20 protein-coding genes are annotated in these 20,927 nt (G+C 37.4%); 12 read left to right on the top strand and 8 right to left on the bottom strand.

Annotated features, from left to right (window positions below; genetic code table 11):
* Positions 1-103 precede the first annotated feature (103 nt).
* Together G551_RS0107220 and G551_RS0107215 are read left to right on the top strand one after the other, a co-directional pair.
* Positions 104-787, top strand: coding sequence for a response regulator transcription factor (locus G551_RS0107220; RefSeq protein WP_027884931.1), 684 nt, complete (start codon positions 104-106; stop codon positions 785-787).
* Entirely contained in the window at positions 787-1,866 is a 1,080-nt protein-coding gene (locus G551_RS0107215) for a sensor histidine kinase (RefSeq protein WP_027884930.1), read from the top strand. Before G551_RS0107220 ends, G551_RS0107215 begins: the two co-directional genes overlap by 1 nt.
* Here the strand turns inward: G551_RS0107215 and G551_RS0107210 are convergent.
* Entirely contained in the window at positions 1,813-2,865 is a 1,053-nt protein-coding gene (locus tag G551_RS0107210) for a glycosyltransferase (RefSeq protein ID WP_036243491.1), read from the bottom strand. The genes G551_RS0107215 and G551_RS0107210 overlap by 54 nt on opposite strands.
* A gap of 68 nt (positions 2,866-2,933) precedes the next feature.
* Between G551_RS0107210 and trmB the strand changes: the two genes are divergently transcribed.
* From trmB to G551_RS0107175, 7 genes are all read left to right on the top strand, one after another.
* Complete coding sequence (gene trmB / locus G551_RS0107205; RefSeq protein ID WP_027884928.1) at positions 2,934-3,608, top strand: tRNA (guanosine(46)-N7)-methyltransferase TrmB; 675 nt, start codon at positions 2,934-2,936, stop codon at positions 3,606-3,608.
* A 6-nt stretch (positions 3,609-3,614) separates the two neighbouring features.
* A complete protein-coding gene (locus G551_RS0107200) occupies positions 3,615-4,241 on the top strand; it encodes a LysE family translocator (protein WP_027884927.1) in 627 nt (208 codons plus the stop codon).
* Complete coding sequence (locus G551_RS0107195) at positions 4,238-4,570, top strand: MGMT family protein (RefSeq protein WP_027884926.1); 333 nt, start codon at positions 4,238-4,240, stop codon at positions 4,568-4,570. Before G551_RS0107200 ends, G551_RS0107195 begins: the two co-directional genes overlap by 4 nt.
* A gap of 128 nt (positions 4,571-4,698) precedes the next feature.
* Complete coding sequence (locus G551_RS0107190) at positions 4,699-5,832, top strand: Mrp/NBP35 family ATP-binding protein (RefSeq protein ID WP_027884925.1); 1,134 nt, start codon at positions 4,699-4,701, stop codon at positions 5,830-5,832.
* A 4-nt stretch (positions 5,833-5,836) separates the two neighbouring features.
* Positions 5,837-6,088: a NifU family protein gene (locus G551_RS0107185; protein ID WP_027884924.1), complete on the top strand. Its 252-nt coding sequence runs from the start codon at positions 5,837-5,839 to the stop codon at positions 6,086-6,088.
* 85 nt (positions 6,089-6,173) lie between these two features.
* Complete coding sequence (locus G551_RS0107180) at positions 6,174-7,241, top strand: NAD(P)/FAD-dependent oxidoreductase (RefSeq protein WP_027884923.1); 1,068 nt, start codon at positions 6,174-6,176, stop codon at positions 7,239-7,241.
* Positions 7,241-7,573 carry a 2Fe-2S iron-sulfur cluster-binding protein gene (locus tag G551_RS0107175; protein WP_027884922.1) on the top strand — a complete coding sequence of 111 codons (333 nt, stop codon included), beginning with the start codon at positions 7,241-7,243 and terminating at the stop codon, positions 7,571-7,573. The genes G551_RS0107180 and G551_RS0107175 overlap by 1 nt, the downstream gene beginning before the upstream one ends.
* Before the next feature lie 184 nt (positions 7,574-7,757).
* On the opposite strand, the gene G551_RS0107170 is transcribed toward G551_RS0107175, so the two are convergent.
* From G551_RS0107170 to G551_RS0107155, 4 genes are all read right to left on the bottom strand, one after another.
* A complete protein-coding gene (locus G551_RS0107170) occupies positions 7,758-8,801 on the bottom strand; it encodes a transporter (RefSeq protein WP_027884921.1) in 1,044 nt (347 codons plus the stop codon).
* Between the two features lie 290 nt (positions 8,802-9,091).
* Positions 9,092-9,463, bottom strand: coding sequence for a hypothetical protein (locus G551_RS16655; protein WP_036243489.1), 372 nt, complete (start codon positions 9,461-9,463; stop codon positions 9,092-9,094).
* On the bottom strand, positions 9,456-10,238 hold the full coding sequence (locus tag G551_RS0107160; RefSeq protein ID WP_027884919.1) for a DUF3050 domain-containing protein: 783 nt from the start codon (positions 10,236-10,238) through the stop codon (positions 9,456-9,458). The genes G551_RS16655 and G551_RS0107160 overlap by 8 nt, the downstream gene beginning before the upstream one ends.
* 506 nt (positions 10,239-10,744) lie before the next feature.
* Positions 10,745-11,920, bottom strand: a complete 1,176-nt coding sequence (locus G551_RS0107155; RefSeq protein WP_027884918.1) for an acyl-CoA dehydrogenase family protein — start codon at positions 11,918-11,920, stop codon at positions 10,745-10,747.
* Between the two features lie 116 nt (positions 11,921-12,036).
* Between G551_RS0107155 and G551_RS0107150 the strand changes: the two genes are divergently transcribed.
* Positions 12,037-12,858, top strand: a complete 822-nt coding sequence (locus G551_RS0107150) for a tetratricopeptide repeat protein (RefSeq protein ID WP_027884917.1) — start codon at positions 12,037-12,039, stop codon at positions 12,856-12,858.
* On the opposite strand, the gene G551_RS0107145 is transcribed toward G551_RS0107150, so the two are convergent.
* The 3 genes from G551_RS0107145 to G551_RS0107135 all read right to left on the bottom strand — a co-directional run bounded on the left by G551_RS0107145 (position 12,859) and on the right by G551_RS0107135 (position 14,756).
* Positions 12,859-13,575 (bottom strand): tRNA1(Val) (adenine(37)-N6)-methyltransferase, encoded by a 717-nt coding sequence (locus G551_RS0107145; protein ID WP_027884916.1) that lies wholly within the window; start codon positions 13,573-13,575, stop codon positions 12,859-12,861.
* Positions 13,576-13,646: 71 nt separating this feature from the next.
* Complete coding sequence (rimM, locus tag G551_RS0107140) at positions 13,647-14,174, bottom strand: ribosome maturation factor RimM (RefSeq protein WP_027884915.1); 528 nt, start codon at positions 14,172-14,174, stop codon at positions 13,647-13,649.
* A 12-nt stretch (positions 14,175-14,186) separates the two neighbouring features.
* Positions 14,187-14,756: a 30S ribosomal protein S16 gene (locus tag G551_RS0107135; protein ID WP_027884914.1), complete on the bottom strand. Its 570-nt coding sequence runs from the start codon at positions 14,754-14,756 to the stop codon at positions 14,187-14,189.
* A 141-nt stretch (positions 14,757-14,897) separates the two neighbouring features.
* Between G551_RS0107135 and G551_RS0107130 the strand changes: the two genes are divergently transcribed.
* Positions 14,898-15,914, top strand: a complete 1,017-nt coding sequence (locus G551_RS0107130; protein WP_027884913.1) for a DUF6252 family protein — start codon at positions 14,898-14,900, stop codon at positions 15,912-15,914.
* 246 nt (positions 15,915-16,160) lie between these two features.
* Positions 16,161-20,552 (top strand): DNA polymerase III subunit alpha, encoded by a 4,392-nt coding sequence (dnaE, locus tag G551_RS0107125; RefSeq protein ID WP_027884912.1) that lies wholly within the window; start codon positions 16,161-16,163, stop codon positions 20,550-20,552.
* Positions 20,553-20,927: the final 375 nt, after the last annotated feature.

Here is a 20,927-nt window from a genome sequence, read left to right as displayed (position 1 = left end):
GTTACGAAATTGTTATTAATGTTATCTATCTGGAAGATTTGTTAACTTAGAGATTTTAATATTATCTTTACTTTTACCGCCAACTAAATAGTACCTTTTTATTATGGAAAAACAAGACATTACAATTCTATTGGTAGATGATGAGCCAGATATTCTAGAAATTGTTGGTTACAATTTATCTTCTGAAGGTTACCAAGTGATCACAGCAGAAAACGGAATTAAAGCTGTGAAATTGGCAAAAAAGAAAAAGCCAGACCTAATCATTTTAGATGTAATGATGCCAGAAATGGATGGGATTGAAGCTTGTGAGCAAATCAGAAAAATTCCGGAGTTACAAAATACTATTATTACGTTTTTAACCGCAAGAGGTGAAGATTATTCTCAAGTAGCTGGTTTCGATGCCGGCGCCGACGATTATATTACCAAACCAATTAAGCCGAAACTTCTTATTAGTAAAGTGAAAGCTCTTTTAAGAAGATTAAAAGCCGAAGAAGGTGAAGAAAATATCACGACTATTGGTGAGTTAACCATTAATAGAGACGAATACAAAATCTTAAAAGGTAAAGAAGAAATTATCTTGCCAAGAAAAGAGTTTGAATTACTATCTTTACTTGCCTCAAATCCTGGTAAAGTCTTTAAACGTGAAGATATTTTAAACAAGGTATGGGGTAACGAAGTGGTTGTAGGCGGTCGTACCATCGATGTTCACATTAGAAAACTTCGTGAGAAAATAGGAGATAAAAAATTTAAAACCGTAAAAGGAGTAGGTTACAAGTTCGTAATTTAATGGGGAAGGAGTTTAAGCGTTCATACAAATTTGCATTCTATACATCACTATTCATTACCATATTTACAACTATACTTTTAGCTGTACATGAGGTTTTATTTTCAGAGTTTTCGCTGCCTTACGTGTTAGGTTTTGCGGTAACGGTTTATTGCTTTGCATTCTTAATTATTCAGCTTCGTATCGAGCATTTTATTTATAAACGAGTAAAAGCAGTTTACGATAATGTTTCTTTGTTAGATTCTTCATCCTTACAAGAACAACAAGTTACGACAGATATGGCTACGCTAAAACGCGAAGTTGAAAAGTTTGCTGAAGGAAAAAAACTCGAAATCGAAACCCTAAAAATACGAGAGAACTACCGTAAAGAATTTATGGGTAATGTTTCGCACGAGTTAAAAACACCACTTTTTACCGTTCAAGGTTATATCTTAACGCTTATCGATGGCGCTATAAAAGACAAGAAGGTTCGAGATAAATATTTAGATCGAGCAAGCAAAGGCCTAGATCGTCTTATCTATATTGTGAAAGATCTAGATATGATCACCAAATTAGAAACCGGCGACCTGCATTTAGTCGAAGAAGAATTTGATATTGTTGAATTGGTTGAAAGTGTTTTCGATCTATTAGAGATGAAAGCCCATAAAAAGAATATTTCGCTAACCTTCGATATCGATTATGATGATCCTATTTTTGTCTATGCCGATAAAGATAAAATTCAGCAGGTAGTTACCAATTTAGTGGTCAACTCTATTAAATACGGGAAATCTGGAGGTACGACCGAAGTAAGTATTGAAGATCTTATCAAAAACAAAGTGATCGTAAGAATTACCGATAATGGAGAAGGTATCGAGCAAAAAAACATTCCGAGACTTTTTGAGCGTTTTTACCGAGTCGATAAAAGTGGTTCACGAAAAGAAGGAGGTTCTGGTTTAGGGCTTTCTATTGTGAAGCATATTTTAGAAGCACATCACGAAAAAATTTATGTTGAAAGTGATTTTGGAGTAGGGAGTGAGTTTTCTTTCACCTTAGAAAAGGGAAAACATGTCACGCCACTCAAAAACGCCGCTGTCAAAGCTTAAACCTTTATAAAGTTTAATCTCTTCTAATTTTTTTAAGCTGAATTGATGCTGCTTGCAAGATGGCGCAATTCCTTTCTCTTGAAGTCTTTTAGCAAGATAAACCTGTTCCGTTTGTCCTGGTGTAGGTATAAAAAAAGCCTTTTTCTTCAGCTTTGCTAAATCCATCAGCGTCGTGTAACCCGAACGGGAAAGAACGGTTTCACTTTGGTTAAAAGCATTTTCTAATTCTTCTCCGGTTAAAAAGTTGTAGATCGTTAGATTGCCTTGTGTTTCTTTGGTTTGAACATCTTCCATCACACCACGAATAAAAATCACTTTTTTGTCATAATCTTTTAATTCGTGTAACAATTTTTCTTCTAACAACGTACGTTGAGGTTCAGGTCCAGATAAGATGACCATTAAATTATAAATGCTAGGTGAATCTTTTTGCGATAACCTACTTAGCGGACCAATATATTTTAAGTTGAAATGATGCTTGTCTTTTAAATGACCTAGTTTTCCGCTTAAATTTGGCGAGCCTTCCACATCGGGAACCCAGCATTCTTTAAACTTTTTAATGTAATGCTGATGCAATTTAGAGCTAAAGTAAGTCGTATTTCCTGTAAGCACATTCAATTGATGCGTCATAAAAACCGAAGGCACAAACTTGCAATTCACGCCAAGACGATTGTCAGAGATTATTCCGCTTAAACCTTCTTGAGCATAAATTTCAAGAGTCGCTTTACGTTCTTCAGCAATAGTTTGCGAGATCTTAAAACTTTTGAGTAGTATTTTCGATTTAAAAAAGAAGCCTTTTCTGGCGTAACGAATATCGTAAGAAGGTAATTCGTAAAACTTCAAATATGGAAATTCTTTTTTCAGCAACGAAAGTGCAGCACCATCAGAAGCAATAATAGGTTCAAAATCATTCGCTTCAAGAGCTTTAATAACGGGTATGCATCGCGTGGCGTGACCCAATCCCCAGTTTAACGGAGCAACTAAAATCTTTTTTTTCGGCATAATCAAAAATAACTTTATTAGGCTCTGCTTTATTTTATTTAATTTTACCAAAATATTAAATAACACCTGTGGGAAGTAAAAATAAATTAAAGCGTTTTAAGGAAAACGAAACATTTTCGAATGTCATCCAGCCTACCCGAGAAGAAATTACAAATAAAGAATTTCATTTGAAAGGAAAGTGGGCAAAAGAATTCTTTAAAAACGACTTACCTATAGTTTTAGAATTGGGTTGCGGTAAAGGAGAATATAGTGTTGGTTTAGCAAAAATGTATCCTGAAAATAACTTTTTAGGGATCGATATTAAAGGAGCTCGTTTTTGGCGTGGCGCTAAAACCGCAGTCGAAGAAGAGATGAATAATGTAGGTTTCTTAAGAACGCAGATAGAATTGATTGATCTTATTTTTGCTGAAAATGAAGTCGATGAAATCTGGATCACCTTCCCAGACCCTCAAATTAAATACAAACGAACCAAACACAGATTAACCAATACCGAGTTTCTTCAGAAATACAAAAAGATATTGAAACCAGACGGAGTGGTAAATTTAAAAACCGATAGCGAATTTATGCACGGTTATACTTTGGGGCTTTTACACGGTGAAGGTCACGAGATTTTACACGCAAATCACGATGTTTATAAAAATGAATATTCACCTGAAGAGGTTGTTGGTATTCAAACTTTCTATGAAAATCAGTATCTTGAAGAAAATAAAAAAATAACGTACATTAAGTTTCGTGTAAAGTAATCGCTTTTGGAAGAATCTAAACTCTTTTTATTTACATTTTTAGCAGCGCTAGGTGGTGTGATTCCTCCGGGCTTGGTAAATATGACCGTCGCGAAATCTTGTGTAGAAAGAGGTAAGCGCAGTGGCGTTTTTGTAGCGCTGGGAGCTTCAACCATCGTGTTGATTCAATCTTTTCTAGCAATTCTTTTATCAAAATACATTTTAGGTCATCCTTATGTAAATAAGATGTTGTTGCGCGTTGGCTTGGTTGTCTTTTTAATTTTAATGGTGTTTTTCTTTATTCAGGCCAAGAAGAATAAAAAAATAAACACCGCCAAAAAGAGCAAAGCCGGCAAGAGTTACTTAAAAGGTTTAACCATTGCTGTTTTTAATGTTTTTCCTATTCCTTATTTTGTAGCGCTCAGTACTGCTTTTGCGCCAGAAAATGCAAAGTACGATACGGTCGATATGGTAATTTTTGCTTCCGCAGCTTGTCTGGGAACGTTTGTAACTCTTTATGGTTATGTAGCAGGTTTTACCAAAATTGAAAAACATACCCAATCTTTCAGTAAATATTCTAATTATTTTATGGCAGGACTTATGTTCGTGCTTGTTGTGATTACACTTATCCGAATTTTTAAACCTTTTTCATGACCAATTCTTCCAATTTTTTTGAAAGAGTTTATGAGGTTGCAAAACAGATTCCGTACGGTCGGGTTACCACTTACGGTGCAATTGCCAAAGCCATTGGTGCCGCAAAAAGTGCCAGAATGGTAGGATATGCCATGAATGGCGCCAGCGAGCGTGAAGATGTTCCTGCGCATCGGGTAGTGAACAGAAAAGGAGTACTTACCGGTAAACATCATTTTGCGGGAACTCACTTGATGCAGCAATTATTAGAAAGTGAAGGAATAAAAGTTGAAGACGATCAAATTCAAGATTTTAAATCTGTTTTTTGGGAACCGGAAACTACTTCAACTTAAATCGAAAAGGCTTATACATAGCATCAAGAAATTCAATCAATCGTCTTCTTAATTACGCACTTAACCCGTATATTTGCATTTTAGAATAATTCTAATTAAGAATTCATAAAAAATACGACTCATTTTATATGAAATTAGATAAAAAAGAGATTTTAAAAGCCTTAGAAACCATTAGTGTTTCTGGGGAAGGTCAAAATATGATAGAAAGTGGCGTGGTAAAAAACGTCAATATTTTTGGAGATGAAGTAGAGGTAGATTTAACCTTAGCAACTCCTGCGATGCACATTAAAAAAAGAGCTGAAGTCGATGTGATGAAGGCTATTCACGAACACGTTTACGAAAAAGCAAAAGTAAAAGTGAATGTAAAAGTAGATGCGCCGCAAAAGAAAGCTCCAGAAATTAAAGGAAAACCCATTCCGGGAATTAAAAATATCGTTGCTGTAGCTTCTGGTAAAGGAGGCGTTGGTAAATCTACCGTAACTGCAAATTTAGCGGTTACCCTTTCTAAAATGGGTTTTAAAGTAGGTTTGTTAGACGCCGATATTTACGGGCCTTCTGCAACCATTATGTTCGATGTAGAAAGAGAACGACCACTTTCAGTAACTGTCGATGGAAAATCGAAAATGAAACCCGTAGAAAATTACGGCGTTAAAATTTTATCGATCGGTTTCTTTACCAAACCTAGCCAAGCCGTAATTTGGCGTGGACCAATGGCAGCAAAAGCCTTAAATCAAATGATTTTTGATGCCGATTGGGGAGAGCTCGATTTCTTATTGATCGATCTACCTCCGGGAACAGGGGATATTCACCTTTCGATCATGCAATCTTTACCAATTACCGGTTCGGTGATCGTGAGTACACCGCAAAACGTGGCTTTGGCAGATGCTAAAAAAGGAGTAGCGATGTTTCAGCAAGAAAGTATAAATGTGCCCGTATTAGGTATTATAGAAAATATGGCGTACTTTACTCCGGCAGAATTACCAGAAAATAAATATTACATTTTTGGTGAAAAAGGAGCTAGAAATTTAGCAGAAGACATAGAGATTCCGTTTTTAGGAGAACTTCCGTTAGTGCAAAGTATTCGAGAAGCAGGCGATATTGGTCGCCCGGCAGCTTTACAAAACGATACGCCAATTGCAAATGCAATGGAAGAGATCACTAAAAATGTGGTGCAAGAAACTGTAAGAAGAAACGAAAATATTCCGCCTACAGAAGCTATAAAAATTACTACTATGGCTGGTTGTAGTGCCGTAAAAAAATAGAGATATGACGACGATTAGCAAAGACTTAAAGCAAAACGTAGAGAAAGCCTTAGAAGAAATTCGTCCGTTTTTAAAAAACGACGGAGGTGATATTTCTTTAATAGAGATCGACGAACAAGCCAATGTAGTTCGAGTACGATTAGAAGGCGCTTGCGTAGGTTGTAGCGTAAACCAAATGACGCTAAAATCTGGAGTAGAGATGACGATTAAAAAGTATGCTCCGCAAATCGAAAAAGTGATCAATATAGAAGCTTAAGATTTTTTCTGAAAGCTGATGATTGTCATTTTTTAGTACAGTCTTTAACGTTAATATCGCATCGTATCTTAAGAAATAAAAATTTATGATTAAGACAGATATATTAATTATAGGAGCCGGGCCAACCGGTCTTTTTACTGTTTTTGAAGCAGGATTACTTAAACTAAAATGTCACTTAATAGACGCGCTACCGCAACCCGGCGGGCAATGTGCAGAATTATATCCTAAAAAGCCTATTTATGATATTCCGGGTTTCCCAGAAGTTTTAGCGGGAGACTTAGTCGATAATTTAATGGAACAGATCAAATCTTTCGAGCCTGGTTTTACCTTGGCAGAAAGAGCAGAAACCATTGAAAAATTAGAAGACGACACCTTTTTAGTAACCACCAATAAAGGAACACAGCATAATGCGCCCATCGTAGCCATTGCTGGCGGATTGGGAAGTTTTGAACCTAGAAAACCACCAATTCCTAACATTGCAGATTTTGAAGATAAAGGGGTTTCTTATATGGTGAAAGATCCTGAAGTTTATCGAAATAAAAAAGTAGTGATCGCCGGTGGAGGAGATTCTGCATTAGACTGGAGTATTTTCTTAGCAGATATTGCTGAAGAAGTAACGCTGGTTCACCGTAGAAATGAATTTCGTGGCGCTTTAGATTCCGTAGATAGAGTAAAAGAATTAAAAGATCTTGGTAAGATTAATTTAATTACTCCTGCTGAAGTAGACGGTTTACAAGCCGATGAAAATGGTCACCTTTCTTCCGTAGTTATTAAGAAGAAAAGTGAAGCTACTGAAGAAATTCAGTTAGAAGTAGATCATTTTATTCCGTTATTTGGGCTTTCTCCAAAATTAGGACCCATTGGTGATTGGGGCTTAGAAATCGAAAAGAACGCAATTAAAGTAGATAACACTTTAGATTACCAAACCAACATTCCGGGCATTTATGCAATTGGCGATGTAAATACTTATCCCGGTAAATTAAAGTTGATTCTTTGTGGTTTTCACGAAGCGACCTTAATGTGTCAAAGTGCTTACAAAAAAATTCATCCCGATAAAAAATACGTGATGAAGTATACTACCGTTGGTGGCGTAACCGGTTTCGACGGAACTAAAAAAGAAGCGCCAAAAGCGGTTGTAAAAGCCATCGATTAATGAAACAAGACGTAAAAATTACCATTATAGATCGTGAAGGTCAATCTCACGAAATCGATGCGCCAACCGATATGAATATGAATTTAATGGAAGTAGTTCGCTCATACGAATTAGCTCCTGAAGGAACCATCGGAATTTGTGGCGGAATGGCTATGTGTGCTTCTTGCCAATGTTATGTGTTAAGTGATACTGAATTGCCAGAAATGCAAGACGATGAAGAAGCTATGCTTGCAGAAGCTTTTCACGTAGAAGATAATAGCCGTTTAGGTTGCCAAATTCCTATTACGGAAGAATTAGCAGGACTTAAAGTGCAATTAGCACCGGAAGAGTAAAAGTCTTGATTCACTTATAATTTAAAAAGCCTTATCAAATTTTGATAAGGCTTTTTTTATGATCCTGCACGGTTTTTAAAACCTTGTAGGTTTGGTGTTTGATTAAAAATATATTGAGATTTACCTCTTAAAACCTACGAGGTCGTTTAGACCTCGCAGGAATGTTTTGATTGTTCTTTATAGGTTAAAATGAATATTGCGTTCCCAATGTAACTGAATATTGTTGTTTTAACTGTATTCCGTTTGGTTCTTGGTATGCAGGTAATTTCACTTCCGCAGCAAAACGTAATCCTTTTAATGCATTTTTACTGAAATAATAATTAGCGCCTAGAGCATAATTCAATTGCATTCCGCCAATATTACTTGTGTTGGCTGTAGTCACCATCATTGGGTTTAACGCAGGATTGTAACCTTCAATTTGTTCAACATAATTAGCTTCTGCTCTTGCCGAAAAACTAAAATTTTGAGTAGCATCATATGCTAACCAAGAAGTCGCTAAATATTGATTGCCTAAACGGTAATTGTTATCGTTTTCATTCAAGAAAAACTTTACGTTTGCTTGAGCACCACCGCTAAGTTTTTCAGTTTGCCATAAATACGTCATTCCTAATTTAGTTGAAAAAGAACCTGAACCAATTTGCATCGGGTAAGGTAAAATTACTTCTTCGCCATTCGACATGGCAGTCACATCTTTTTCGTCGATCGATCCTGTTGGGATGCCAACGCCAAATTCTGCGTGTAAGGTTTGCTTGTTTTTATTGAGTAATTGTACCAAAGCACTAATGCTAACATCACCAAAACCGGAAGAAGCAGTCGAAAAATCGGTATCCATTGTCATTCCTATATCGCCGGTCATACGCATAGTTAAATCCATATCGTTGGTGATGTAGTTTGCCATCGCCATCAAAGTTAGACGATCAGATGGCGCGTACATCGCTCCCAACATATGCATTCCCATCGTCATTTCTTGAGGCGAGGTCATATAGTTTTGGTAAACAAAATCATCATTAACGTCGTTCTCATTGTAGCGAATATCTTTCATAAACATTGTCATGTAGCGGTAAGAAACCATAAATTCACCTTTATGGTGTGTGTGATCTCCCATCACGCCAATTGGCGCGTGACTACTTGCTCGATGAGCATCCCATAAATTTTCTTCTTCGTTGTTCTCTTGAGCGTTTAGGTTGAAGCAAAACAATGCCATTGCTACCCATAAAATATTTTTCATGAATTGATTTTTAAAGATTGTAAATTCGATTTCTCCTTTTGTTATTATTGATTTAGGAGCATTCGATTTATTTTGAAATATGAATTTTACAGCTGAAGTTTTTCAGCATTTATAAATATAATTTTGTACTTGTTATTTTAAAATAATTGAGTTTTTCCTCATTCCGTGCTTGACACGGAATCTCATCCTAAACTTGAAATAATATTTTCAGGATGAGACCCTGAATCGAGTTCAGGGTGACGCGTTCTTTGGTGGCAGAACACAAAAAATTATTTAAAATAAAAGAAGAATTAAACCTGTGGCGGCTGAAAAGGAATGTTTCCTTTTAAGTACGAATAATTATTGAAGTAAAAATAATTCCGTTTTAGGGTGAAGTTGAATTGTTGAGGTTGAATAATTTCAGCAATTTCTATAAAACCAATTGGGTAATTTTCTAATTGAATGCTTTGCGCTTTTTTGGGTGAATTCTCGTTGCTTTGTTTTTGCAGTTGCTTCATTAAATAGCACTTTCCGTTACAATTTAGGCGAGGTTTGTCTTTATTCACACAAAGAACTTCAACGATATAATTGTAGTTAAAGCAATATTCGAGAATAGGCTCCACCGGTTTCAGCATAGCCACTAAATACAGCGTTGTAAATACTATGGAAAGAAATTTAGGCAAGTGTTTTCTGTTGAATTATTTCTTCTTCAATTCCGTTCCACAAGATAATTCGGTTTTCTAAAGCTTTGATCGAAGCTTCTTCCACTTCTTGCCATTTTTGCTCGTCGTTCTCGCAAAGCTCTTCGATCATTTTTAAAGCCATCGGGCCGTGTTCATCTTCATCTAATTCAATATGGCGATCAAAATAATACTTAAATAACCTTAGATCTTCTTCCGGAAATTGCTGCTGAATTTTTGTGATGATCGAATTAAACATCGCCGGGATCAAATCTTCTCGTCCAAACGTAAATGCAGCAGCAATGGCGTGTGGCTGATTAGCGTAAATGGTTTCAAACGTAAATTTCAAAAACTTCTTTACGCTAATGGGTAATTCTGAAGCTGCGATAATTAAATAAATATCGGTGCCGTGATGTATTTGCTCCATAAATTTATAAATCGCTTCTGTACTTGCGCCACCTTTTTCCATCGCGTCTAAATACATTTCGTAGTGACTTTGGCGATTACCGTCGAGGTTGATATCGGTTTCTTCTGCTAAAACAATTTCATTAATCAAATAGCGAACTTCAGGATTTCCAACGGGATACCAAGGGAATTTGGTGTTGGTTAATTTAGACTGAAGCGCTTTGAGCAGCGACATAAAATCCCACACGGCAAAAACGTGATGCTCCATAAAAATCTGAAGATCTTTAGGCGTCTGAATTTTTTCATATAAAGAATGATTCAGTAATTGTTCACGTAGCTCTTGCGTAGCTTGCTCAATGCGGGTAGTGCTCATACTCTAAATTTTATGCAAAAATAAGGCGCGATTCTTGTTTATTAAAATACAAAGGCAAGTTTAACGCCTGTTTAATCACTAAAAAGCAGATTTTTTTGAATAATTAAATTTTTCGTCATTCCGGACTTGATCCGGAATCACATAAGGCGAAATTAACAATGCGATGCTGAAATCAAAGATTCAACGGAGTTAATCAAGTTCAGGGTAACGAGCTTTCAAGTAATTGTAGGGATTTACTTATATTTTAAAAACTTCTATTCATGTTGTTGAATATTTTAATTTTCTATTCGAACCATTCCAAAGATTTTTTACGGGTGGATGGTGTGGTGCCTAAAAAAGAAGTAAAGCTGAAGAAGAAATGTTGTGAGAAATATTTAAAAAAGGGCAAACGTTGTAAACGCTGCCCTTGCTATGATCTGCTTTCTTAATAAGTATTGTCACACTGAGCTTGTCGAAGTGTGATTTTTCGTCATGCTGAACTTGTTTCAGCATCTCATCTGACTTTTCTACTTAAATGCTGAAATTCCTGTAATATCAAGTCCTGTAATTAAAAGATGAATATCGTGCGTTCCTTCATACGTAATTACACTTTCTAAATTCATCATATGGCGCATAATGCTGTATTCGCCGGTAATTCCCATTCCGCCTAAAATCTGTCGCGCTTCACGAGCAATTTTAATAGCCATATCTACATTGTTACGTTTCGCCATCGAAATTTGCGCAGAAGTTGCTTTGCCTTCATTCTTTAGTTGACCTAAACGTAGCGCCATTAATTGGGCTTTGGTAATTTCAGTAATCATCTCAGCTAACTTTTTCTGCTGAAGTTGGTAACCGGCAATCGGTTTATCAAACTGAATGCGTTCTTTCGCATAGCGTAAAGCCGTATCGTAACAATCCATCGCCGCGCCAATCGCTCCCCAAGCAATGCCAAAACGTGCAGAATCTAAACAACCTAGCGGAGCTCCCAATCCGTTTTTGTTAGGTAATAAATTTTCTTTAGGAACTTTTACATCATTAAAAATTAACTCTCCGGTAGCCGATGCACGAAGTGACCATTTGTTATGCGTTTCTGGAGTGGTAAAGCCTTCCATGCCGCGTTCTACGATAAGACCGTGAATTCTGCCTTCTTCATTTTTTGCCCAAACCACAGCGATGTCGCAAAATGGCGCGTTTGAGATCCACATTTTAGCACCGTTTAATAAATAATGATCGCCTTTGTCTTTAAAGTTAGTGATCATTCCGCCGGGATTCGATCCGTGATCGGGTTCAGTTAAACCAAAACTTCCCATAAACTCGCCGGTCGCTAATTTAGGAAGGTATTTTTTGCGCTGTTCTTCGCTACCGTATTTCCAAATAGGGTACATCACCAATGAAGATTGAACTGAAGCTGTCGAGCGAACACCGCTGTCACCACGTTCAATTTCTTGCATAATTAATCCGTAAGAAATTTGATCTAAACCGGCGCCGCCATATTCTTCCGGAATATAAGGACCAAATGCGCCAATTTCGGCTAAACCATTCACGATCGATTTTGGGAATTCTGCTTTTTGTGCAGCGTCTTCAATAATTGGAGAAACTTCACGTTTTACCCAATCGCGAGCAGCATCACGAACCATCTTATGTTCGTCGGTTAATAAGTCGTCTATATGGTAATAATCTGGAGCCTGAAATAAATCTGCCATAAGTTATTTTTGAAATTCTTAAAATTTTACGGCTAAATTTAAGGAAAGTGTAATTAGGTAACAATTTTATCACTAATTTTATTTGCTTTAGGATGAATTATACAGGTAAATTTTATATGAAATTTCTTCACGCTTTCACGATCATTTTCTTGGTGCTGCTATTCTTCAGTTGTAAAAAAGAGCAAGAGAATCGTCATAATTTTGAATACAATTCTACTTCAGCAAAACAAGAGCAAATCATTACAAAATATGTAGATAGTTGCGCTCATAATTATAGTTACTATAGTAGAGAATGGCAAGAATGCTTAGATAAAGGTTTAGAAGAAGATTCTACCATTGCGTATTTGTGGCAACAAAAAGCAATGCCAAATTTTAAAGCCAGAAAATATGAATTAGGAATGCGGTATTTAGATAAGGCGGTAAAGTATAATGAAAAAGAATGGTTGCCTTATCGGGCTTTTATTAAATGTATTTTTGCTAAAACTTATGCGGAAGCGATTGAAGATTTTAAAACCCTAAAAGAAAAAGAAGGAAATCAATATGTGATGGATCATACTTATGATTTTTATATGGCTTTGTGTTATCTTCAATTGAATGAATTTGAAAAAGCAGAAAAGCTATTAGAAAATGAAATAGAGGCTGAAGTTGAAAAATGGGGAGAAGATGGTTATCATCATCTCGATTTATTTTATTACGGGATTTCGCTTTACGAGCAATCTGAATATGAAGATGCTGTTGAGATCTTTGATAAATCGCTGAGTAAATACCCGAAATTCTCTGATGCGTTGTATTACAAGGCGATTGCATTAAGTCGTTTGGGAGTGTATGAGAAAGCGAAAGAAATTTATACGTTGGCTAAAAAAGAAGGAGAAGCCGGTAATACGATCAACGAAGATAATGCTGTTTACGAAATTTACCCTTACCAAGTAAGATGGTAATTACATTTTTAGGTAAAAATCTTTTACTAAGTTTTTGTAATCTTCCGTGTAAACGTGACGATCGATTTCGATAATTAATTCTGAAGTTTCTAAAGTTGTTTGTTCAAACCCAAATTGAAGTAAACTTCTTTTGATGGGTGAGTTTTTATGGCCACGAACTCTTGTGATTTTCTGTGGAAATAATTTTTGTGCTGAAGCTAGTTGAATAAACTCTTTTTCATTTTTATGTGGAATAATCGTGCAGAATTTACCTTGTTCAGCAAGAAGTTGCGCTGAATACTTTACGAGATCTTCAAACGGAAGCGCTTCTGTAAAGCGAGCTAAATTTCGATTTTCTTCTGTAGAAGTGAAATTTTCATCATAAAAAGGCGGATTGCTAATAATAAGGTCGTAGGTTTCGCCTTCCATTTCTTCAGCAAATTCATCTAATGCCGCGTGGTAGCAAAAAAGTCGGTCGCCCCAATCGCTACTTTCAAAATTATCTACACATTGTTCGTAAGCATTTTCTTCAATCTCAAGTGCATCGATCAATTCAGCAAAACTTCGTTGAGCGATCATTAAAGCAATTACTCCGGTACCGGCACCAATATCTAAAATTGAAAAAGGTTGATTTTCTAAACTTGCCCAAGCGCCTAATAGAACTCCATCAGTGCCAATTTTCATCGCACATTTGTCCTGTTCTATTTTGAATTGCTTGAATTGAAATGCTTTTGACATAGAAATTTAATTGCTTAACTGCTTAGAAACTAGGATCCACTTCTTAAAACCTATCACCTAATACCTAAAACTTAATCCAAGTACATTTCAATGAGTCCTTCAGGAACATCGAGGTGTAGAATTTTGTTGGGTTTATCTAGCTTGTCTATAAAATCGTCGTTTACAGGTACTAGAATTTCTTTTCCGTCACGATCGATTTCAAATAAAGCTTGTGGTGTAGAATCGTTAACACTTTTTAATATCCCAACATCTCCAAAAAGTTTATCGGTTACTTTAAAGCCAATAACTTCGTGAAAATAAAATTGATCGTCTTTTAATTCAGGTAAAAAGGAAAGTGGAAGGTAAAGTTCTTTTTTTAAGATACGATCGGCATCTTCTTCCGAGGTGATCTCTTCAAATTTAAGTCGAAGTAAATTTGATTTTTGAAGGGAACTTTTTTCAATAAAAAATGGAATCAGATTTTTATTCATATCAATAAAAACCGATTCCATTTCTAGAAAACTTTCAGGATCGTCGGTGTCAAGTTTGACTAAGATTTCTCCTTTAAAACTGAATTTACTAACGATTTTTCCAAGATAGAAACAATCTTCCTTGTTCATCGCTAATAAAGTTTATTCAGATTTTTTTTCTTCAGCTTTTGCTTCTTCCGCAGTTTCAGCATCAACTTCGTTTGCAGCGTCTGCTTCAGGCTCACCTTCTTCAGTTACTGCAGCAGCCTCAGCTTCTGCTTGTGCAGCTTTTGCTTCTGCTTCACGCTTTTCATTTACTTCTTTCTCTGCAGCAAGCGCTTTTTCTTTCGCTTCTTGTTCTGCTTTAGAAAGGTTTTCTTTCTTAGCGTTTACTTTTCCTTCTTTTTCTTCTAACCAAGCTTGGAATTTTTCTTCAGCTTGCTCTTCAGTTAAAGCACCTTTACGAACACCACCGGCAAGGTGATTTTTAAGTAAAGCTCCTTTATAAGAAAGAATGGCACGGGCAGTGTCTGTTGGTTGAGCACCGTTCTGTAACCATTTTACTGCTCCATCAACATCTAACTCGATAGTTGCTGGGTTAGTGTTTGGATTGTAAACTCCTACTTTTTCTAAAAATTTACCATCTCTTTTCGCGCGAGCATCTGCCGCTACGATCCAGTAAAAAGGCTTACCTTTCTTACCGTGTCTTTGTAATCTTAATTTTACAGGCATAAAAATTAAATTTTGAGGTTCTCGACCTCGGTTATTAATAAGTGCGCAAAGGTACTATATAATTTTTTATTATTAGTGAAAAGATTATTAATTTTTATTTTACATTTGTAACACTCAAATAGTTAAATATATCCCAAACTTATGAAAAATTTAACCCTGCTGTTCATTTTAGCCTTGATTACTATTAGTTGTAGTGATGATATAGAAAGTAACACACCTTCTATTCAGGGAGAATTAAATGGAACTTTCTTTAGATCAAATTCTTCTACAGCCTTTCTTAATGCAGATCAGTCTATTACTTTAACTGGAGATACAGGTCTTGATAGAATTATTTTAAAAACGTCAGATTTTGAGATTGGGGAATATATATTGGGGCAAGGAACACAAAGTGAAGCTGCTTATGAGGTTGGAGGTTCAAATATTTATTCAACGGGTACAACGGGTGATGGTTTAATTGAAATAACTCGAATTGGTGAAAATACTGTTTCCGGAGAGTTTTATTTTAATGCGATTAGCGGGGATACAATTAATGTAAGTAAAGGATCTTTCTTTGATGTGCCAATTGCAAATATTAATGGGGGTTCTGAAGGAGGTTCTTGTGGAGAGGTCACACTTGAGGCTTCAGATGCAGCAACTGCCTACAATAATGCAGACCCGACTGATGATGATTACGAACAAATATGTATTGCTTACGCTGCAGCATTGCAAGCAATCATTGATAGTTGTGTAGATGCGCAAGGTGCTTTAGAGACTTTAAATAGTCTTGATTGTTCTGGTACAGAAGAAGTGGAGAGTACGTTTACAGCGCAAGTGAATTCTCAAGAATATGAATATGCTGAGCTTACTGCAAATCAAACAGAATCTATTACACTTACCGCGCTTGAGGAAAATGTTAGAAGATTAGCGATTGCGATTCCGAATAATCTAGAAGTAGGAACTTATGGTTATAATCAAATCACTTCTAACGGACTATTTTGGGTTTATGAGCCTAGTTGGGAGGAGCCAACTGTTATTGAGTCGCAATCAGTAATTCTTAATATTACAGAACACGATATGGCTAACTCTAGAATTGTTGGGAATTTTGAATTTAATTCTACCGACAGTCAAGATGCTACAATTGAGTATTTGGTTGAAGGTGAGTTCGATATTTACTATTAGAATAGAAATCATTATAAATTATAAAGCCTTGGAATTTTTTTTCAAGGCTTTTTTTATGATCGAATAATACTAAGATTCGAAAAGCTTCGTTCTTAGTAATGAATCAATAGTAGATTGATTTGCCCCAAGTTTTAAGAAGCCGCCGCTTGATAAGCAGGTGGCTTTTTTTGTTGATAACTTCCCTTTCTTTTAAGGTTATGTTTTTCTAATTTTATCTGTTCAATTTTTCAAAATTTAGCACCGCTCATGTATTTAATTTTTGATACCGAAACTACCGGATTACCAAAGCGTTGGGATGCGCCAATTAGCGATTCTGAAAACTGGCCAAGAGCCATACAAATTGCTTGGCAGTTGCATGATGAGATGGGAGAATTGGTCGAGCATGACGACTTTTTAATTCAACCTGACGGATTTAATATTCCTTATGATGCAGAAAAGATTCACGGTATTTCTACAGAATTAGCTGCTGAAGACGGAATTACTTTACAAGAAGGTTTAGCGCGATTTCAACAAGCTTTAGGAAAAACGAAATTTATCGTTGGGCAAAACGTAGGTTTCGATGTAAATATTATGGGTGCCGAATTTTATCGGGAAGGGATCGAGACCAAGCTTACTGAACTTCCAGTATTGGATACTTGTACCGAAACGACGGCGCAACTTTGCCAAATTCCCGGAGGGCGTGGAGGTAAATTTAAATTACCAACGCTAACCGAACTTCATGAGCATTTATTTGGAGAGCCTTTTGCTGAAGCGCATAACGCTACTGCCGATGTAGAGGCAACCACACGTTGTTTCTTAGAATTGGTAAGACAGCGTATTTATACGGTAGAGCAGTTAGATGTTGCTCCCGACTATTTTGAAAACTATTCAGAAGCGAATCCGCAGCCTATTCAACTTATCGGGTTAAAACACATTAACCTGAAAAAAGCTTCCGAAGCGATTCGGAAGAAGATGGCCAAGCAAGAGCCACAAAACGAGCTTTCAGAAGAAGAGCTGCAAGAGAATATTGAAGTCTTACAGGATGAAGATTTTGTTCATCTACATAATCATAGTCAGTACTCGATCTTACAATCGACCATTAGTGTTCAGGATTTAGTAAAAGCGGCAGCCGATAAACGAATGCCGGCGGTTGCGCTTACCGACCATGCGAATATGATGGGTGCTTTTCACTTTGTTTCAGCGATCGCTAAGCATAACGATGAAGTAAAAAAGAAACGAGAAGAAGCAGAAGTAAATGGAGAAGCCTATGATGGAAAAGAGATCACCGGAATTGTAGGGTGTGAGTTTTTTGTTTGTGAAAACCATACCGATAAGTCGAGAAAAGACAATGGTTATCAAGTAGTTTTACTCGCTAAAAATAAAAAAGGTTATCATAACCTTGCAAAAATGTCATCGTTAGCTTATACCGATGGTTTTTACTATGTGCCGCGTATCGATAAAGAAGTGATCAAGCGTTACAAAGAAGATGTGATGGTGCTTACCGGCAACTTATACGGTGAAGTACCCAGTAAAGTTTTAAACGTTGGTGAAAATCAAGCCGAAGAAGCCTTGTTGTGGTGGAAAGAAGAATTCGGAGACGATTTATATATAGAACTTATGCGTCACGGGCAAGAAGATGAAGACCGTGTCAATGAAGTATTAATTCGGTTTGCTAGAGAGCACAATGTGAAGTTGGTAGCTTCTAATAACACGTATTATTGCGAAAAAGAAGATGCGAATGCGCACGATATTTTGTTGTGTGTAAAAGACGGGGAGAAGCAGTCAACACCTATTGGTCGCGGTCGTGGTTACCGCTATGGTTTGCCTAATCAGGAGTATTATTTCAAGTCTTCCGCAGAGATGAAAGAACTCTTCAAAGACCTGCCGGAAGCCATTACGAATATTCAGGAGGTGGTCGATAAGGTAGAGCCTTTCGTGTTAGCGCGTGATGTTTTATTACCTGCGTTTACCATTCCGGAGCGATTTTTAGATGAACGCGATCAAGAAGATGGCGGAAAGCGAGGCGAAAATGCCTATTTACGTCATTTAACCTATAAAGGCGCCGAAGAGCGTTACGGAGAAATTACTGAATCGATTAGCGAGCGGCTCGATTTTGAGCTTTCGGTGATTGAGAATACAGGGTATCCGGGTTATTTCTTGATCGTTGAAGATTTTATTCGCGAAGCTCGAAATATGGATGTTTCGGTAGGTCCGGGGCGTGGTTCTGCGGCGGGAAGCGCGGTTGCTTATTGCTTAAAGATCACCAATATCGATCCGATTAAATACGATCTGCTTTTTGAGCGTTTCTTAAATCCGGATCGTGTGAGTATGCCCGATATCGATATTGACTTTGATGATGAAGGTCGAAGCCGTGTGATGGATTATGTGATCGATAAATATGGTGCCAATCAGGTGGCGCAAATTATTACTTATGGTACTATGGCGGCCAAATCTTCTATTCGAGATACGGCGCGTGTGCTCGACTTGCCGTTGAGTGATGCCGATCGTATTGCGAAGCTCATCCCAGATATGTCGAAGCTGCACAAGATTTTTGCCTTAGATGAAAAAGGGATCAAAGCCAAGTTTAGAAGTGAAGAGGTTGAAAAGATCAATGAGCTTTTTAATATTTCTGAAGGGGAAGATCTAGAGGCGCAAACTGTGAATCAGGCGCGTGTGTTAGAAGGCTCGGTGAGAAATACAGGAATTCACGCTTGTGGGGTAATTATTACGCCGAGTGATATTACCAATTACGTTCCGGTATCGGTCGCTAAAGATTCCGATCTGTATGTGACGCAGTTCGATAACTCGGTGGTAGAAAGTGCCGGATTGCTGAAGATGGATTTCTTGGGACTGAAAACTTTAACACTGATTAAAGACACCATCAAAATTGTAAAAGGCCGCCACGGGATTGAGTTAGATCCGGAAAGTTTTCCGTTAGATGATGAAGAAACCTATAAGCTCTTCCAGCGTGGTGAAACGGTGGGGATCTTTCAGTATGAATCTCCCGGGATGCAAAAACACATGCAGGCCTTAAAACCTACCGTGTTTGAAGATTTAATTGCGATGAATGCTTTATATCGTCCGGGGCCTATGGAATATATTCCGAGTTTTATTGCTCGAAAACATGGCGATGAAGAGATCACTTACGATCTCGATGATATGGAAGAATACCTGCAAGAAACCTACGGGATTACCGTATATCAAGAGCAGGTAATGTTGCTTTCGCAAAAGTTAGCCGGATTTACCAAAGGTGAAGCCGATATGTTGCGTAAAGCCATGGGTAAAAAGATCTTTGCTTTACTTGAAAAATTAAAACCGAAATTCTTAAACGGAGGAGAAGAAAAAGGACACGATCGTACGATACTAGAAAAGATCTGGAAAGACTGGGAAGCCTTTGCGAGTTACGCCTTTAACAAATCGCACTCTACCTGTTATGCGTGGATTGCTTATCAAACCGCTTATCTAAAAGCTCATTACCCGGCAGAATATATGGCGGCGGTATTGTCGAATAACATGAATAACATCAAGAACGTGACCTTCTTTATGGAAGAATGTAAACGAATGAAGTTACCGGTACTTGGTCCCGATGTCAACGAATCGTATTACAAATTCTCTGTAAATAAAGATAACGCTGTCCGCTTTGGAATGGGCGCGATCAAAGGAGTAGGAAGCGGGGCGGTCGCTACGATTGTTGAAAACAGAAAAGGAAAAGAAGGTCCGTATCGTTCTATTTTCGATATGGCGAAACGTATCGATTTGCGGGCTGCCAATAAAAAAGCTTTTGAAAACTTAGCCTTAGCGGGAGGTTTCGATTGTTTTACGCCTACGCACCGGGCGCAATACTTCCACGATGAAGGCGATGGCATTACTTTTTTAGAAAAGGTGATGAAGTTTGCCTCTAAATTTCAAGAGAACCAGAATTCTTCTCAGGTGAGTTTGTTTGGAGAAGCTAGTGATGTACAGATCCCGGAGCCGCAAGTACCGCCTTGTGAACCATGGGCTACGATGGAAAAGCTAAAGAAAGAGCGCGAAGTGGTAGGGATTTATATTTCGGGACATCCGCTGGATGATTTCCGTTACGAGATCGATTATTTCTGTAATAGTACGCTAGAGAACTTTGGCGATCTGCATAGTCAGACCGGGCGCGAGCTTTCGTTTGCCGGTGTGATTAGCGATGTGCAGCATCGCACCAGTAAGATGGGGAAGGGCTGGGCAGCGTTTACGGTTGAAGATTATATTGAATCGTATGAGTTCCGCATCTTTGGGGAAGAGTACCTGAAGTACCGCCATTTCCTGATGCCGAATAATTTTGTGCATATCAAAGCTTTTATCAAGCAAGGTTGGGTGAATAAAGACACCGGGAAAGCCGGCGACCCGCGTATACAGTTCAATTCGTTTAAGCAGTTGCAAGATGTGATGGAAAGCTTAGCGCGTAAGTTGACCTTGCAAATTGATATAGATGAATTGAAAGAAGATCGTATTGAAGCGCTTAAAGATCTATTCATTACTTATACCGGTGATTCTGCGATTCATTTTGTGGTGTATGAACTCAAAGAACGTTTAAAGCTGAATATGCCAAGTCGAAAGCAAAAAGTGAAGATCTGTCGGGAGCTGCTGGATGAGTTAAAGGAGCATCCGTTGAAGTATAAGGTGAATTAGGGGTTTTTAGTTAGCAGTTGGCAGTTGGCAGTTGACAGTTAGCAGTTGACAGTTGACAGTTGACAGTTTCTTTTGAACATGAAGTTGAATTCGAGTTTGAAGTTGATCCTTCGGCAGGCTCAGGGTGTGAGATAGATTCTAGAATATAGACTTTTTGAATTGTTTTATGGAAGATATTTTATGTTCCTATCATGAGATTCCGGATCGGGTGCGGAATGGTTTTTTTTGTTAGTGGTGAGTGGGCTTTTGTGGGAGTATCTATGGAGTATCTAGGAGGTTGTTGGGAGTTGACAGTTGACAGTGGTCAGTTTACAGTAAGCAGTTTGTTTTGAATTTGAAGTAGAGACGGTTTTTCGGTTTTATAAGATATTCATT

It is taken from the genome of Mesonia mobilis DSM 19841 (assembly GCF_000423405.1).
Classification (GTDB): domain Bacteria; phylum Bacteroidota; class Bacteroidia; order Flavobacteriales; family Flavobacteriaceae; genus Mesonia; species Mesonia mobilis.
This window is presented reverse-complemented; position numbering and strand designations above follow the sequence as displayed.